Origin of the sequence: Cupriavidus sp. SHE (genome assembly GCF_000812445.1) — a bacterium.
In the GTDB taxonomy this organism is placed as follows: Bacteria; Pseudomonadota; Gammaproteobacteria; order Burkholderiales; family Burkholderiaceae; genus Cupriavidus; species Cupriavidus metallidurans.
Map to the genome: position 1 here is coordinate 154,100 of NZ_JWMB01000009.1, position 16,379 is coordinate 170,478.

Genomic DNA, 16,379 nt, shown 5'->3' on the forward strand with positions numbered 1-16,379 from the left:
AGACAGAGACCCGGGCCGTCGCTCAGGACAGCGCGCCCACCTGCTTCAGCACCGCGCGCGCAATCTCCTGGCGTTTCGGCGCGACGCCCGGGTTCGGCATATCCAGGTTGATCGCGAACACGTACGTATCGTTGCCGCGCGCCACCCAGCCCACCCACCAGCCAACATCAACCTTTCCGGGCACCGTCACCCATCCGGTCTTGGCGTAGATCGTGTACGCCGGCGTCTTCTCGATCGTCAGGATGTCATCGAGCATGTCGTAGCTCCGCGCCGAGATCATCGGCACCCTGCGCGCCGCCACTTCACGGAGGAAATCCACCTGCTGGTAGGCCGTGATCTTCAACTGGTTGTTAAGCCAGAACCAGTCCACCGGACCGTCGACGTTAGCATTCCCGAAACGCGCGGCTCGCAGGTACTTGCGGTACTGCTCGGTGCCGATGCGCCGCGCCAGTGTCTGATAGGCCGGAATGCACGAGTTCTTGAGCGCCACACGCATCGAAACCTCGCCGTTGCAGACCGGTGGTAGAAACGGCTTGCCGTTGTGCATGATGATCTTGCCGTCCCAGGGCAGCATGTCGTTGTCGACATCGGCGGCAGCGCCCGTCTCGAGCGCGATCAGCGAATTGAAGACCTTGAACGTCGACGCGGGCGAATAGGCAGTTGCCGCGCGTTCGGGGTTGTACGTCAGCGTGCGTTGCTGCCGCACGTCGTGAATGACCATCGTGCCGTCGACGCCCGCGGCATCAAACAATGCTCGGGCGTTGATTGTCGATCCGGTGATGGCATGGGCAGCCAGCGGCAACAGCAGGCAGAGCGCCAGGGTCAGACGCGCAAGTTTGTCTCGCATATTGACTCGTTATGTGAAGTGATGAGGATTGGTGTTTCGTCATGTCGACGGTTGGCAATCCAGGCCCGGATCGTGTTGCGGAGCATAGTTCGCGATGCATCGGGCGCCAACCGCGCCCGCTGTAACACGCGTAACATGGCGGCCATGCCCGCCCCCGTCATCCGCATCGACCTGTCTCCGCCCTATCGCGTCGCGGGACAATCCGCCCGCCACCAGTCGGTCTGGCTACTGGCGCGGATCTGGCTGGCCGCCACACGAGACCAGGATGACCTGCGCTCGGCCGAGGTACGGGCGCGCTTCGCCGACGCCACTGACGTACGCATGATCGTGTCACGCGCGTTCGCGGATTTCGCGCGCTGGCAGGTGCCCGTGGGCTGGGGTGCGGACAAGGACGTCGATGTTTCCGGCCTGCGCACGGCAGGCCGGAGCAAGGGCCCGTTCTGGATGCCAACGGCAACCGCGCAGCGGCTGCGTTTCATCGTCAACGGCAAAGCACTCGGCGTCGCGGGCGTCGCGCGCTGGCTCGGCAAGTCCGTTACCGGCGATGCCGCGGCATCGCCGGTAACGGCGGGCAACGACGGCGGATTGCGCTACGTGATGCGCGACATGGACTTCTGGCGCCACCTGACCCAGGCGATGCGAGGCGCGCAGGATGGTTTCGCGGGCACGCTGGAGGCTGGCGTCGCGGAATCGTTTCGCGCGGCGCAGCGTAGTGCGGCCGACGACTTCCAGCACGCGCTGTCGCTGCTCAAGGAAAGCCTCGCATGGCGCCGCAGCGATCGGCTGGACCGCAGTCGCGCGGCGTTGCAACGATTCCAGCGTCTGGTTGCGCGCGGCGGCGTCAACGCCGCGCTGCCGACCTTCGCGGCGATGGTGCACGTGGTGCGCGCCTGGGAACACTACGCGCGCGCCGACCTGTCGTCGGCACTGGCGGAACTCACGCGGCTCACCGCGGATGCGGAACTGCGACCCGTGGTGCGCTACAACCCGCGTGTCCGCTTCGAGACGCTGAATCTTGACGCGCTGGTACACAAGAGTCTCGCCCTGCGGCCCGATGCGACCCAGACGACCGATACGCCAACTCGACGGGTCGCCGCCTGTCGTGCGCTCGAGTCCTTTTCCAGCGCATTGCAGGCCGCGTATGAAGCTGACTCCGTCGATGCCGTACAGCACGCGGCGGCAAACATCGGCTGGTCGCTCTGGCTGTTCTGGCGCCAGGGTCTCGTCGATGAGGCTCGCACGCTGTCGGCTGGCGACGTGCAGCGGCAGGCCATGCGCTGGCTTGGACTATCCGAATGGATCTGTGATCGCTTCGGCGTAGGCGGTGGATCGGCCTGGAACACGGTGTTCCTTTTGCGTATCGCGCGTGGCGACATCGCCGACGAGCCGCCCATCTCATTGCGCGCCTTCCGTGCCCGCCGCCCCCTCAGCGTGGCCGAGGCGATCGACGCGCTGCGGCCCTTTCACGCCCCGTTCGCGCCCGCCAAGGGGTTCGTGCGCTGGTCGTCGGTGGCGGCGTTCGCGCTCGAGGAACACGATGCCGGACACGTCCGCTACAACGCGCTGCAGCTCGCCAATCTGCTGCTGGAGTCCGTCTGGTACCTGGCCCACGAACAGGGCGACTCGATGCAGGCGTACTCGACGATGGAACGGCTGGTGGCCCAGATCGCCGTGCTGAGGCCCGGCGAGCGCGGCTTCTTTCACGCCGAAATCCGCGCGTTCCCGCCCGAGTTGCGAACCGCCGCCAGCCACGCCGGGCCCCGGCGCCAGCGGGCGGGCATCGCGCCTGCGTGAGCACAGGCCGTCATATTTATTACACACTCGGCCTGTACGGTTGCGCCCCTAACAGGGGAGAAATCCATGCGCACAAAAAAAGCCCTCGGCTGGACAGCCGGGATGGTAGCGCTCGTCGCCGTGGCGGGATTGCACGGTTGCGGGAGCGACGACACCAACACCAATAGCAGCAACAACGGTAGCGGCAACGGCGGCACCACCACGCCACCTACGGTCACGCCGGCCGACGCGGCCACCGCGAGCGCCAACATCCAGGCCGCGTGGGTCGAGATCGGTGACAGCAACCAGGCCATCGCACGTGCGGTCACCAGCTATGTCGCGCCGGCCGACGCCGGGGCCAATGGCGTCTGCCCGATGCTGACCGTCGATGGCAAGGCAACGCGCATGACGCTGCGCGTGGGCCCCGCCACCGTGCCGCTGCGGACCACCGCGAGCGCGCCGGCCGATTCGAAGCCGTCCGAGTTCCCGGTATCGGTGTGCGAGGCCACCGTGGCTTCCAGCGCCACCAGCGCGGCCATCGGCACGCAGACACTGCCGCTGCCCAAGGCATTGCCGCAGCGCATCGTGGTGCTGGCCGACACGGGCTGCCGCCTGAAGAAGGCCGACAACGCATGGCAGGCGTGCAGCGACACCGACGCCTGGCCGCTCTCCACGGTGGCAACCACGGCAGCGGGCTTCAATCCCGACCTCGTGCTGCACATCGGCGACTACCACTATCGCGAGAACGCCTGCCCGCCGGACATCGCCGGTTGCCAGGGCAGCCCGTGGGGCTACGGCTGGGATACGTGGCAGGCTGACCTGTTCAAGCCCGCCGCGCCGCTGCTAGCCAAGGCGCCGTGGGTGGTGGTGCGCGGCAACCACGAGGAATGCGCGCGTGCCGGCCAGGGCTGGTCACGCTTCCTTGATCCACGCCCGTTCGACACCACGCGTTCGTGCGACGATCCCGTCAACGACAGCACCGGTAACTACGCCGACCCCTACGCGGTGTCGCTGGGCGCCGGTTCGCAGGTGATCGTGTTCGACTCGGCCAAGGCTGGCAAGGCAGCGTTGCCGACCACCGATCCGCAGTTCATCGCCTACCAGAAGCAGTTCCAGACCGTGGCCACGCTGGCTGCCAAGCCGGGCATGACCACCACGATCTTCACGAATCACCATCCGATCCTCGGCTTCGCCCCGATAGCCGGCGCAAATCCGGCGCCGGGCAACCTGGCGCTGCAGTCGGTGATGTCGAACCTGAATGCGCAGGCGTACTACCCGACTGGCATTCACGTGGCGCTGCACGGCCACGTGCATGACTTCCAGGCGATCAACTTCGCGTCGGCGCATCCGGCGACGATCGTGACCGGTAACGGCGGCGACAACCTCGACGTCGCGCTGCCCGATCCGTTGCCTGCCGGCAGCGTGCCGGCCCCGGGCACGACGATCGATCGGATCACGCACCATGCCAGCTTCGGCTTCCTGGTGATGGACCGCAAGGCCTCGCCGGCCACCGGGTGGACCTTCAAGGCCTACGCGAAGGACGGCAAGCTGATGGCCACCTGCAACCAGACCGGCAACACGGTGACGTGCGACAAGACCGGCTTTATCGCACCTTGATCGCACCTTGATGACACCAGCAAGACCTGCCGTCGCCGCCCTTGCACTCTGGGCGGTGACAGGCCACGCCGGCGCGGCGGGCTCCGTGTTGCTGCCCGGCGCACCGCCCGCGCAGGTGGTGGCGACCATCGGCAATGGCACGCCCAAGGTGAGCGCGAAGGTCGATGCCACTACCGGCGTCTTCCGGCCAGATCCGGCGCTGGTGGCGCTCGGCAAGCGCGCGTTCTTCGATCCGCGCCTGTCGATGCCGCGCGGGCAGTCGTGCGCAAGCTGCCATGACCCGGCGCGCGCGTTCTCGCCCACGCTGCCAGACGGTGGAAAGCGTGACCCCGGCGTGCCGCAAGGCAGTCGCCCGGGGCACTTCAGCCTGCGCAATCCACCTTCGTTGCTATACGTGCGCTACGTGCCGCGCCGGCATTTCTATCAGGACGACGATGCCCCTGCGGCATCACCGTTCGGTGGCCTGTTCGCCGACGGTCGCGCAGACACGCTTGCCGAGCAGGTACGCGGCCCGCTGCTCGATCCGAACGAGATGAACAACGGCAGCCCGGCCCGGCTGCTGCGCAACGTCAACGACACCGATCTGGCACCGGCAATGGCCGCGCAGTTCGGCCCGGCGGTACGCAAGGACCCGCAGGCGATGCTCCGCGCCCTGGGCGCAGCGCTGCAGGCGTACATGCAAAGCGACGAGATGGCGCCGTTCACGTCACGCTTCGACGACTACCTGCGCCGCCGCACACCGCTGGCGCCGCAGGAGATGCGCGGACTGGCACTATTCAAGAACCCTGACAAGGGCAACTGCATGAGTTGCCATACGCTGTCTGATACCGCGAGCCGGCCGGAGCGGTCGCTGTTCACGGACTTCGGCTACGACGCGATCGCCGTGCCGCGCAACCGCGCCCTGCCCGCCAACCGCGATCCCAGGCACTTCGACAACGGCCTCTGCGCCACCGCGCGCACGTTGCGCTGGCCCGATCCCGACCAGTGGTGCGGGTACGTGCGCACCCCCGGCCTGCGCAATGTGGCCGTTCGCCAGCGCTTCATGCATAACGGGGTGTTCACGACGTTGCGCGATGCCGTAGCGTTCTACAACACACGATCGATCGATCCGGGCAAGTGGTATGCCGGCGGCAAGACGTTCGACGATGTGCCCGTTGCCTATCGCGACAACATCAACGTCAACTCGCCGCCGATGAACCGGCGGCCAGACATGCCGGCCGCGCTGACGGAAGGCGAGATCGACGACATCGTCGCCTTCCTGCGCACGCTTACGGACGCGGCTTACGTGAACGCGATGCCTGCCGTCCGCTGACCAACGACGGCGCGGTGCGCGTCATGAAGGCGCCCGCCGCCCGATGGCAGCTTGAAGAACGCCACAGCATCGTCCAGCGACCGGCTCTGCTCCTCAAGCGCCTTCGACGCTTCCGCGGCCTCGTGCACCAGCGAGGCATTCTGCTGCGTGACCTGATCGATCTGCACGATCGCCTGATTCACCTGCTCGATGCCACGGTTCTGCTCGGCGGACGCGGTGGCAATCTCGTCGACGATATTGGTGACGCGAGCCACGGCCTGCGTGACGTCGGTCATGGTCTTGCCCGCTTCGCTGGCCAACGACGAGCCAGCCTGCACCTGGGCAACCGATGCGTCGATCAACTCCTTGATTTCCTTGGCCGCACTCGACGACCGCTGTGCGAGCCCACGCACCTCGCTGGCCACCACGGCAAACCCGCGCCCCTGCTCGCCGGCACGCGCAGCTTCCACTGCGGCGTTGAGCGCCAGGATATTGGTCTGGAATGCAATGCCTTCGATGATGCCGGTGATCTCCGCGATCTTGGTCGAGCTTGCGCTGATGCCTTCCATCGTATCGACCACGCGGCCCACGGTGCTGCTGCCCTGTTGGGCCACTTCGGTGGCGTTGCGGGCCAGTTCGCTGGCTTGTCGGGCGTTTTCGGTGTTGTGGCGGACCGTCGCCGCCAGTTCCTCGATGCTCGCCGCGGTTTCCTCCAGCGACGCCGCCTGCTGCTCGGTACGGCTCGACAGGTCCATGTTGCCCTCGGCGATCTGGCCTGTGGCCACCGCGATACTCGAACTGCCCTCGCGCACGCGCGCCACCGTTTCGCTCAAGCGCTCGTTCATGTCACGCAACGCGCCGAGCAGCCGGCCGGTCTCGTCGGTGGAATTCACCTCGATGCGCATGCCAAGCTCGCCACGCGCGACGGTGCTGGCCACGCCCACGGCGCGCTCGATCGGCCCGGTGATCGCGCGGGTCAGCAACATGCCGCCGGTCATGGCAAAGGCCACCGCGGCTAGCGACACGATGATCAGCAGATTGCGCTGCGCGACATAGTCGTCCTGCAGCTTCCGGATCATTTCGTCCTGGCGCTCCTTGGTGAAGCTGGCATAGGTGTTGGTCGCCTTGATCAGCTCGGCCAGCAGTGGGCGGCATTCGTTGTTCATCTTCTCGATGGCCGCGTCACGCTTGCCCTCGAGCGCCAGGCCGACGATGGCCGTGGCCACGGGACCATAACGCGCCTCGATGCGGTCGACCTCGGCCACCAGATTGCGGGCGGTCTCGCTTACGCCCTCGGCCTTGATCATCTCGTTGAGCTTGCCCAGCCGCGCCTTCACGTCGTCGTGCGCCTTGAGCACCGCTTCCTTTTCCAGACTGATATCTGCCGGTGTGGTGACCAGCACGAGATTGCGCGCGGCGATGGCGCGACGATCGACTGACGTACGCACCTCGGACGCCATCGCGCCACGGGCGTTGAGCCCGTTGATGTAGGCACTGAACCCGTCGGTCGCCTGACTCAGCGCACGCAAGGACAGCCCTGAAACCACCAGCACGATGAGTGCCAGCGCGCCAAACCCCGCAAGGAGCCTGGTCTTGATCGACAGATCGCGGATTTTCACAGCTACCCCCAGTTGCCGATTCCTCGGCGATATGGATGTTGTTGCATCACAGTGTGATGCATTAAGCACTGAAAATCCCCGTATCACGCGTTGCAGGTGTCGTCCGCGCCATCACGCCAACGCCCTGTATGTGTTGTTTGCTGGCTAACGGCTGTGGGCCCCTCGATTTCTCCCTACTCCGGTAGGGAGTGGGGGTGAAAGCGCCTAGGGATTTGCACTCATGCAACCCGATGCATGAGATCCGTAGTTTTAAATTGCATTTCAGATGCATGTTTCATAGAATCGATTGCGTCACGCGCACCTTCCCCTCCGATCATGTCAGTCCTGCTGCAAATCTCCCCACCCTCCCGCTCCCAGGCCGGCTATCGCGGATTGCCCGTGCTCGCGCTGGGTTTTCGCCCGTTTTATCTACTGGCTGCCGCATTCGGCGCCCTGGCCGTGGTGGCCTGGGTCGCCATGTACCTTGGCTGGTGGACGCCGGCCAGCCAGCCGTGGGCCGGCACCATGGTCTGGCACGCGCATGAGATGGTGTTTGGTTTCTCGGCCGCGGTAGTGGTCGGCTTTCTGTTCACGGCCGGCAAGAACTGGACCGGACTGCAAACGCCGCAGGGGGCCTGGCTCGGCACATTGGTCGGCGTGTGGCTGCTGGCCCGTGTGCTGATGTGGAGCGGCCCGGCATGGGCGGCCATCACGGTCGATGTGCTGTTCCTGCCACTGTGCAGCCTGAGCTTCTATCGCATCCTCCGGCGCGCCAAGAGCCAGCGTAACTATGGCCTGGCGATCGCACTCGGCGTGATGGGGGCCTTCAACCTCGGCTTCCACGCCGCCGTGCTGAGCGGCCGGATCGACTGGGCACTGCAGGCGTCAGAAGCCGCTATCGGGCTCGTCGCCATCTTTGTCACGGTGATCGGTGGCCGCGTGATTCCAATGTTCACCGCCAATGCGATTCCCGGTATCCGCATTCGGCGCTGGGCGTGGGTCGAACGCTGCGTGATCCCGCTGACGCTGCTGGCGGCGCTGGCCAGCGCAGTGGTGGCACCTGCGATCATCCTGGCGCCGCTGGCGCTCGCCGCTGCCTTCGCGCAGGGCGTCCGCCTGGCCGGATGGGATTCGCTACGCACGATACGCAAGCCGATCGTCAGCATCCTGCACGCCGCCTATGCATTCCTGCCGATAGGTTTCCTCTTGATCGCCGCAGCGTCGCTGGGCTGGGTGGACCGTTCCACCGCGCTCCATGCGCTGACCGTCGGCGTGATCGGGGGCGCCATCATCGCGATGGTGACACGCACGGCGCTGGGCCATTCCGGCCGCCGCCTGGAAACGGGCCGCATGGAACACCTGGCCTACCTGTGCATGGCGCTGGCCGCCATTGTGCGGGTGGCCGGTCCGATCGCCCTGCCGGCGCTCAAGCCCGAGGCCGTCGCCGCGTCGGGCATCCTGTGGGCGCTGTCCCTAGTGCTCTACCTTGTCAAATACACGCCTTACCTGACGCGCGCACGCATCGACGGCAAGGAGGGTTGAGCGGAGGGCTGGGCGTTATCGGGCACCAAGAAGCCGTTTCAAAATGAAGCGAAACGGTTCGGGCTAGACGCGGGGCCGCAGACAGTACAAGTAGTACGGCAAGGCCCCGCAACGACGCCAGAATCTTTTTAGAAACGGCTTCCACAGTCAAAGGGGGCGATCGACAGTGCTCGATCGCCCCCTTTCTTCCTTCAGCTTCCTGCCGTCGTATCAACCGCTTCGACCGCCTTGGTCATCCTAGTCAAAAAGCTCGTTCAGCCAGGACTTCCTGCGTTTATTGCCGTGATGGCCATTGCGACTGCCATAACCGTCATGACCGCCGCGCCCGTGGTCATCACCGTGGTAGGCAGGTGATGCCGGCCGTTCGCGCGGCGCCGAGGCCTGTGACACTGGCGTGGCCATTGCAGAGCGCTCCAGGATCTTGTCCAGCTCGCCACGGTCCAGCCAGACGCCCCGGCATCGCGGACAGTAGTCGATCTCCACACCTTGTCGATCCGCCATGATCAGTACCGAGTCGGGGCAGGTTGGGCATTTCATTTGAGGCTCCTTGCAGTGGGGTGCGCGCATGGCGCGTTGCGGCCCATTCTATGGCGCGCCCCTGCCACCAAGCGCTGCATGACAGCAATGTCATCTCGGTGTCATCCGCCGTTTATGCACGGGTGCCTCGCACGGCACCGGCCTCCTCCCGCCGCGCGGATCAAGGGCGCGTCGCGCTCCCCAGAACTGGCAGCCGGAACGTGAACACCGTGCCACCGCCATCGCGCGGCGCCGCATCGAGTTCGCCGCCGTGGGCCTCGACGATCGACTTGCAGATGGCAAGCCCCATGCCCATGCCGCTCTGCTTGCTGGTGATGAACGGGTCGAACAGCCGCTGACGCATGGCATCGGGAATGCCGTGGCCGGCGTCCTCGACCCGGATCACGACCTCGGCATTCTCCAGCGCCGAAGCAATCACCAGATCGCGCGCATCCGGCGGCGTCGTCGCCATTGCGTCGATGGCATTGGTGATCAGGTTCAGCATCACCTGCTGCAACTGCACGCGATCTGCCGCCACCAGCGCGCCGCCCGTGGACAAGCTCGTCGAGACCCGCACGCCGTGTCCGGCGATTTCCATGCGCACCATATCGAGCACTTCGCTCAGAACCTCGTCGGGCTGCAGCGGTGTCATTACCGATGGGGTCTGCCTGGCCAGCGCGCGCAAGGCACGAATGATCTCGGCCGCGCGCAGGCCATTCTTGCGAATATGCGCGAGCCCGTCCTGAACCTCGCCGAGATTTGGTGTGGCGCGGTTGAGCCAGCGCAGGCTGGCGTCGACCGACGCCACGATCGCCGTCAGCGGCTGGTTCACCTCATGGGCGATAGAGGCAGCCAGCGTGCCCATCACCGTCAGATGAGAGGTCCGCGCAAGCTCGGCACGGGCCGAACGCAGGCCCATCTCGGCTGCCAGGCGGCGATCGTTCTCATCGATCAATTGCTCGTAGAGCCGCGCAGTCTCCAGCGCAATCGCCACCTGCGGCGCCAGCACCTCCAGTTCGGCAATCCGCCCGGCGCCGAACACGCCTGGCGCCAGGTTGTTTTCGAGGTAGTACGCGCCGATCAACGTGCCGCCGCGCACCAGCGGCAGGCACAACAGCGAACGCAACCGCCGCCCGGACGCGCCGCGCATCCGGATCGACGGCGCATCGGCCGAGGCGTCCGCCAGCGCGAAGGTCTGACGCGTGCGCAGGACGCTGTTGAGGACGGTAAGCGGCAGCAGGTCGTCGTTCGGCTCCACGGTACCGAGCGTGGTGGAAACGGCGCCGTCGACGACGCGCGCGGACGCCTCGATCATCGGGCGATCGCCGCGCATCAGCAGCAGCAACCCGTACTGCGCACCGGCATGGACCACCACATCGGCCATCAGCGACTCGATCAGCCGATCCATGACGCGCTCGCTGCTCATGGCCTGGGCGGCCCGCATGCCGAGTTCCCAGCCGGCTGCCACCCGCGCCGGCTCGGCTGGCACCTGCTCCGGGCCACCCGCGCCGGCATCACCAAGCTCGGGATACTGGCGGCAGAGCTGGTCCGCCTTGTGGTGAGCACCCCAGCGGCGATACGCGTCGCGTGCCGAATGCAGATGGTGCAGCCCTGAGTCCGGCAGCCCGTTGGCCAGACACAGCGCACCCGCCAGCTCGCAAGCGAGCGCCTGCTCGTGCACGAACCCCGATGCCGCCGCTACCCGCGCCGACTGCTCGTAACTCGCCAGCGCCCGCATGGCATCGCCTTGCAGACGCAGCATTTCCGCGTCGATCAGCAGCAGCTTGTTCCGGAACGTCAGCGGATTCAGCGCAGTCCAGCGCGCAAAGCGGTCCCGGTGACCGGCCAGCGCGGCGAGGACTCCGGCACGATCGAGACCCTCGACACTATCGACACCATCGACATCAGCCGGCGCGGCATGTGCCAGCGCCAATGCCAGGTACAAGCGGCAATCGGCCACGTTGATATGGGCCGGCGCCGACCATGCCAGCGCTTCCGCCTGCCGCAGGCTGCCGAGCGCGCGCATCCATTGGCCACGGTATGCCCACGCCATGCCGTCGTGGAGCCAGACCCAGAAGCGCGTCGAGAAAGAGGTCGCGTCATCGGCCCGCTGCGCGACCGTCGATGCCGGGCCATCGCCACCGTAGCGCAGGCTGCGCAGAAAGAGGCGCTGTGCGGCCAGAATCCGCTCGATATCGGCATAGCGAACCAGCCGTGTCAGGCCCACGCCACGTTCGATCTCTTCATCGACAAGTGCAAGCGGCTCGCCCATCGCCAGCAGATCCGAGACGATGTGATTGCAGGCATAGCAGGCCATGCCGATATCGCCCGACTCCCGCCCCAGTGCCACGGCCTCCTGGGCGAGTCCGAGCGCAAACGCCAGCGGGCGAGTCCAGACGCTGACCTGGTCCACCGCCACCAGCGTGGCAATCTGCTCGGCCTGATACCCATGCCGCTCCACCAGCGCCATCGCCGCCAGCCCAAAGGCAAGGCCGTCTTCGTACGCGTCATAAAGGCTGGCGATAAAGACGCCGAACCAGGAAAGGCCATAGGGCGTCTCGGGCGTCGCGCCATGCGCGAGCGATAGCTCCACCATCGTCGCCACATGCAGGAAACTGATTCCATCGCGCACGAACTGCGACGAGATCAGCGTCGAGAGCAGCCCCATGACCGTGTGCATCCGCACGTCGGCCGTGACAGGAAGTTCGCCAAGACTGTCGATGGACCTTTCGCCAAGCAACGCCATGACCGATTCGTAGGCCTCCCGCATTCGCGCGGGCGACGGGTGTCGTTCGAGATGCACGTCCACCAGCGCCAGCCCGGAAAGCGCGGCATTGATCGCCCCTTCGTAGTCCGACCGCACGGTCTGCAGCGTGGCCAGCAGGCGATACACGGCGGCCTTGTCGACCGCCGGCATCTCGCGTTGCAGCAAGGTATCGATCTCCCGCGCGGCGCGGTCGAGATCGGCCTGCGCCAGCAGGCACTCGCAGCGCAACAGATGCGCGTCGCGCGCCAGCGGGTAGTGGGTGTCCCACCAGGTTGCATCCATCAGCGTGAACGCCAGATCCACATGGCTGGCCGCGCGCGTCAGCACGGCCGCACGCTTGGCCCGTCTCGCCGAGTCATTGAGCGCCCGCACGAACATCACCCGCTCGGGCTCGGATAGCGCCTGCCCCGCAGTCCGCTCGATCTGGCTGCCGATCTCGAACGCGTGGTCCGCCGCGTGCTCGCCCCAGTGTTCGATCATGACGCGTGCCACACGTGCATGCGCGGCCGGGCGCGCCTCCGGTTCCACCAACGAATAGGCGGCTTCCAGCACGCGGTCATGCTGGAACGCGAAGCCCTCCGGCACCTCGACGATCATCCCGGCATCGATGAACGGACGCAGCGCGTGGGCCAGTTCATCCGGCCCGACGCCGGCCACGCGGGCCTGCAACGCCGCTTCACCGCGAATGCCCACGCATGCCAGATGCTGCAGCAGCGCGGTGCCCGACTTCGGCAGCCGCGCGAAGCGCCGGAGCATCAGTTCGATCACGTTGTCCGAGTAGCGCCGGTGCGCCAGCGCGGCATCGTCCCAGGCCCAGCCGGCTTCGCCACGCGCAAGCACGCCGTCGTCAATCAGCGCCCGCAGCAGCTGCACGCAGAAAAGCGGATTGCCGCCGGTTCTGGCGTGGATCGCACGGGCAAGTGGCGCCACCTGAGCCACCGGCGCATCGAGCGCGGTGGCCACCAGATCGGCCACGGCCCGCCCGGGCAGTGACTGGAGCGCGATGCTCGACACCGGCAATCCACCGCTACGACTGCCCTGCTGCAACCACGCCAGGCGCTGCGCCATTTCATGGCCGGGCTCGCGATAGGCTGCGATCAGCAGGATATTGGCGGGACGATGCGCCGCGAACGCCTCGAGCAGGCCAAGCGTGGAAGCATCGGCCCATTGCAGGTCATCAATGAACAGCAGCAGCGGCTCACCGGGTGCGGCGAACGCAGCAAACGTACGCAGTACCGCGCTTTCGATCCGCGCCTGAGCCTGACGGGCCGGCACTTCCGAGAGCGGCACGGTGGCGCCCAGTACGTACTCGACGACGGGCGCCAGTTCGGCGACCGCGCGCCCCTGCCCGGTCAGCCGATCGAGCCAGCGCAGGCGCACCTGCTGCAACGACGCATCGTCCTGGCCGAGCAACGTCATGGTCAGCGATGTGATGGCCTGCACCACCGGCGCATAGGGAATATCGCGCTGCAACTGATCGCTCTTGCCCGCCGCGAAGCGGGCCCCGGTCTGGTCCGCGTGCCCGCACAGCCATTCGGCCAATGCCGACTTTCCCACACCGGCCGCACCGGCGAGTAGTACCAGTTCCGATACCCCGGTCGCACGGACACGTGCCAACGCGCCATGCAGCACCTCCATCTCCCTGGCGCGGCCGGACAGCCGCCCCTGAAGGCCCGACCCCGTCCCTGGCAACGGCAGCGTGCCCGGCATGTCGAGGCAGAACGGTTCGATACGCCCGCGCTGCAGCCACTCGGCACGGACACGTAGCAGGTCCGCCAGCAGCGCCGCCGCCGAGGTATAGCGGCTACCGGCATCCTTGGCCATCAGCTTGATGACGATCTGGCCGAGCACGGCAGGCAAATCGGGCCGACGCGACTGCGGCGGGGCCGGCTCGATGGCCATATGCGCGTGCTGCCATCCGGACGGCGAGTCCGCAACGAACGGCAGTTCGCCGGTCAGTAGCTTGTATAGCGTGACACCGAGCGCGTAGAGATCGGCACCGACGCTCGGACGCGCGCCATCCTGCCGCATCAGTTCCGGTGCCAGATACGGCAAGACGGTATCGGCTGGATGCCGCAGCGCGGCGCAGGGTTCCTCAACGGCCACGGCATATCCGAACCCCGTGAGCCGCATGCGCCCATCGTCGTCGAGCAGGAAGCTTTCTGGCCGGATCACACCTTGCAGCAGGCCGCGCCCATGCATGGCCGCCACGGCCCTGACCGCGCCGATTGCCAGTTCCAGGCGGGCGGCGATCGGGACGTCTTCACGCTCGCTGGCGTTCACCATGCCGAATTGGGTGGAGGCCTCGGCGTCGCTGATCAGCACAAGCCGGTCAGGCGTCCAGATCGTGGCCGCCGGTATCGCCGCCCACGATGACTCCATGCGCGTGGCAAGCCGCGCCGCGTTCCGCAGGCGCTCGCACACGGCCGTGGCCGTCAGCGGCGCGCTTTGGGCAAACCAGTGGGTCTGCGAGACCGGGTCAAACAGTCGGCAGGACTGGACGTGATCTCCCGTCAGCAGCACGGTCGATTCGACCCGCGCAAGCCAGACAGGGTCGAAGGCCGGCACGGGAGCATGTTCGATGCGGGAGAGGGAGGTCATGCTGGTGGCGATGGGCTGGCTCGTGGAGGGCGAGTGCGTCGTCACGCATTCTAGCCGTGCCCCGCAATACGTGTATTGCGTGTGTGGTGGTCAACTGCTATGCGTCGGCGAACTGGCGTGCCCGCCGCGCGGCATCCCTGTAAAGGCCGAGTTCCTGACCCATCAGCACCAGATCCGCAAAGGAGCGCGCGTTCATCTTGCGCATGGCCTGGCCCCGGTGAATCTTGACCGTCACTTCGCTGATGCCGATCTCGCCCGCAATCTGTTTGTTCAGCAGGCCGGACACCGCCATGCCCATGACTTCCGCCTCGCGTGGTGTCAGCGTGGCAAAGCCGCGACGGATCGCATCGGTCCTGCGCATCCCACGCCGCCGCGACCTGTCCCTGTCGAGGGCGGCGGACACGGCGGCAATCAGCGACGTCTCCAGAATCGGCTTGGTCAGGAAATCCACCGCGCCCGCCTTCATTGCGGCCGCCGTCATCGCCACATCGCCATACCCCGTCATGAAGATGATCGGCATCCCCACGCCGGACTGGCCGAGCCGCGACTGCAGGTCAAGCCCGCTGGCGCCGCCTAGCCTGACGTCTAGCAGCAGGCAGCACGGCGTATCGGGAAGCGGATCGGCCATCAGCTCGGCTTCCGATGCGAACAGCGCCACATCCATGTCCAGCGAGCGAAAGAGGCCGCCGAGCGCGTCGAGCACCATGGCGTCGTCGTCCAGCACGAGTACCGTGCCAGGCTCGTACTCGGCACTTGCGGCGGGTTCCAGGCAGGTAGAAGTCACGGCAATGTCACAGGAAGTTCATGGTTCATGGCCCATGGTTCATGGTTCATGGTTCATGGTTCATGGTCCATGCGCCGGCGCGCCAATGCGGTGCATTTCAGCATAGCGCCCAGATGCGTGCCACCCATACCAATGTCGTAGTTGCCAGCCCGCCGCTGCCCTGCCCCCGGACCGATGCCGCCCACCTATACGAAAGGTGTATGGCGTAGGCTCCCCGCGGCACCTACGCTGCGCACTGCCTCTTGCGGATGGGGCGGGTGGAGCCGATGGGCGGAACAGCCGATGCGAAGGCACGCGGCCAGCACATCCTCCGCCCGCGCCCCTTCGCCAACCCCGCTACCCAAGGAGCGACCCCATGTCCAACCCCAAGCTCGAAGTCCTGACCCCGCAGAACAGCCAGCTCATCATCATCGACCATCAACCGCAGATGGCCTTCGGCGTGCAGTCGATGGACCGCCAGGCGATGAAGAACAACGTGGTGGGTCTGGCCAAGGCGGCAAAGATCTTCAACATCCCCACCACCATCACCACGGTGGAGAGCGAGTCGTTCTCGGGCTTCACCTATCCGGAACTGCTGGACGTTTTCCCCAACACCAAGACGCTCGAGCGCACCTCGATGAACTCGTGGGACGACCAGAAGGTACGTGACGCGCTGAAGGCCAACGGCCGCAACAAGGTCGTGGTGGCAGGCCTGTGGACCGAGGTGTGCAACACCACCTTCGCGCTGTGCGCGATGCTCGAAGGCAACTACGAGATCTACATGGTGGGCGATGCGTCGGGCGGCACCAGCAAGGAAGCGCACGACTACGCGATGCAACGCATGGTGCAGGCAGGCGCGGTGCCCGTGACCTGGCAGCAGGTGTTGCTCGAATGGCAGCGCGACTGGGCCCACCGCGACACGTATGACGCCGTGATGAAGCTGGTCAAGGAACACTCGGGCGCGTACGGCATGGGCGTCGACTACGCCTACACGATGGTCCACAAGGCAGCGCAGCGCACCGCCACGACGCACGAGTCCCTGGCGCCGGTCCCGGCCCGCTGAT

10 protein-coding genes are annotated in these 16,379 nt (G+C 66.4%); 5 read left to right on the top strand and 5 right to left on the bottom strand.

Features of this window, described 5'->3' with window-relative positions; genetic code table 11:
* Positions 1-22 precede the first annotated feature (22 nt).
* Positions 23-847, bottom strand: coding sequence for a penicillin-binding transpeptidase domain-containing protein (locus tag RN01_RS04735; RefSeq protein ID WP_017515011.1), 825 nt, complete (start codon positions 845-847; stop codon positions 23-25).
* A 135-nt stretch (positions 848-982) separates the two neighbouring features.
* On the opposite strand from RN01_RS04735, the gene RN01_RS04740 reads away from it, so the two are divergent.
* The 3 genes from RN01_RS04740 to RN01_RS04750 all read left to right on the top strand — a co-directional run bounded on the left by RN01_RS04740 (position 983) and on the right by RN01_RS04750 (position 5,549).
* The gene (locus RN01_RS04740) at positions 983-2,641 is read left to right on the top strand and encodes a hypothetical protein (RefSeq protein WP_017515010.1); all 1,659 of its coding nucleotides are present in this window, start codon (positions 983-985) and stop codon (positions 2,639-2,641) included.
* A gap of 66 nt (positions 2,642-2,707) precedes the next feature.
* A complete protein-coding gene (locus tag RN01_RS04745) occupies positions 2,708-4,237 on the top strand; it encodes a metallophosphoesterase (RefSeq protein WP_029700255.1) in 1,530 nt (509 codons plus the stop codon).
* A 10-nt stretch (positions 4,238-4,247) separates the two neighbouring features.
* Positions 4,248-5,549 carry a cytochrome-c peroxidase gene (locus tag RN01_RS04750; protein ID WP_024570020.1) on the top strand — a complete coding sequence of 434 codons (1,302 nt, stop codon included), beginning with the start codon at positions 4,248-4,250 and terminating at the stop codon, positions 5,547-5,549.
* Here RN01_RS04750 and RN01_RS04755 read toward each other — a convergent pair.
* Positions 5,519-7,147 carry a methyl-accepting chemotaxis protein gene (locus RN01_RS04755; protein WP_017514917.1) on the bottom strand — a complete coding sequence of 543 codons (1,629 nt, stop codon included), beginning with the start codon at positions 7,145-7,147 and terminating at the stop codon, positions 5,519-5,521. The genes RN01_RS04750 and RN01_RS04755 overlap by 31 nt on opposite strands.
* 315 nt (positions 7,148-7,462) lie before the next feature.
* On the opposite strand from RN01_RS04755, the gene RN01_RS04760 reads away from it, so the two are divergent.
* Positions 7,463-8,668: an NnrS family protein gene (locus RN01_RS04760; RefSeq protein WP_024570019.1), complete on the top strand. Its 1,206-nt coding sequence runs from the start codon at positions 7,463-7,465 to the stop codon at positions 8,666-8,668.
* 237 nt (positions 8,669-8,905) lie between these two features.
* Here the strand turns inward: RN01_RS04760 and RN01_RS04765 are convergent, their stop codons facing one another.
* The 3 genes from RN01_RS04765 to RN01_RS04775 all read right to left on the bottom strand — a co-directional run bounded on the left by RN01_RS04765 (position 8,906) and on the right by RN01_RS04775 (position 15,336).
* Positions 8,906-9,205 carry a zf-TFIIB domain-containing protein gene (locus RN01_RS04765; RefSeq protein WP_008651884.1) on the bottom strand — a complete coding sequence of 100 codons (300 nt, stop codon included), beginning with the start codon at positions 9,203-9,205 and terminating at the stop codon, positions 8,906-8,908.
* A gap of 160 nt (positions 9,206-9,365) precedes the next feature.
* Complete coding sequence (locus RN01_RS04770) at positions 9,366-14,552, bottom strand: ATP-binding sensor histidine kinase (RefSeq protein ID WP_024570018.1); 5,187 nt, start codon at positions 14,550-14,552, stop codon at positions 9,366-9,368.
* 97 nt (positions 14,553-14,649) lie between these two features.
* Positions 14,650-15,336 carry a response regulator transcription factor gene (locus RN01_RS04775; protein WP_024570017.1) on the bottom strand — a complete coding sequence of 229 codons (687 nt, stop codon included), beginning with the start codon at positions 15,334-15,336 and terminating at the stop codon, positions 14,650-14,652.
* 355 nt (positions 15,337-15,691) lie between these two features.
* Between RN01_RS04775 and RN01_RS04780 the strand changes: the two genes are divergently transcribed.
* Positions 15,692-16,378 carry a hydrolase gene (locus RN01_RS04780; RefSeq protein WP_011519715.1) on the top strand — a complete coding sequence of 229 codons (687 nt, stop codon included), beginning with the start codon at positions 15,692-15,694 and terminating at the stop codon, positions 16,376-16,378.
* The last annotated feature ends 1 nt before the right edge of the window (position 16,379 follow it).

Bases quoted from the DNA above. Each gene is read 5' to 3' on its own strand.
- RN01_RS04735 (WP_017515011.1), bottom strand. From the start codon at position 847: ATGCGAGACAAACTTGCGCGTCTGACCCTGGCGCTCTGCCTGCTGTTG.
- RN01_RS04740 (WP_017515010.1), top strand. From the start codon at position 983: ATGGCGGCCATGCCCGCCCCCGTCATCCGCATCGACCTGTCTCCGCCC.
- RN01_RS04745 (WP_029700255.1), top strand. From the start codon at position 2,708: ATGCGCACAAAAAAAGCCCTCGGCTGGACAGCCGGGATGGTAGCGCTC.
- RN01_RS04750 (WP_024570020.1), top strand. From the start codon at position 4,248: ATGACACCAGCAAGACCTGCCGTCGCCGCCCTTGCACTCTGGGCGGTG.
- RN01_RS04760 (WP_024570019.1), top strand. From the start codon at position 7,463: ATGTCAGTCCTGCTGCAAATCTCCCCACCCTCCCGCTCCCAGGCCGGC.
- RN01_RS04765 (WP_008651884.1), bottom strand. From the start codon at position 9,205: ATGAAATGCCCAACCTGCCCCGACTCGGTACTGATCATGGCGGATCGA.
- RN01_RS04770 (WP_024570018.1), bottom strand. From the start codon at position 14,552: ATGACCTCCCTCTCCCGCATCGAACATGCTCCCGTGCCGGCCTTCGAC.
- RN01_RS04780 (WP_011519715.1), top strand. From the start codon at position 15,692: ATGTCCAACCCCAAGCTCGAAGTCCTGACCCCGCAGAACAGCCAGCTC.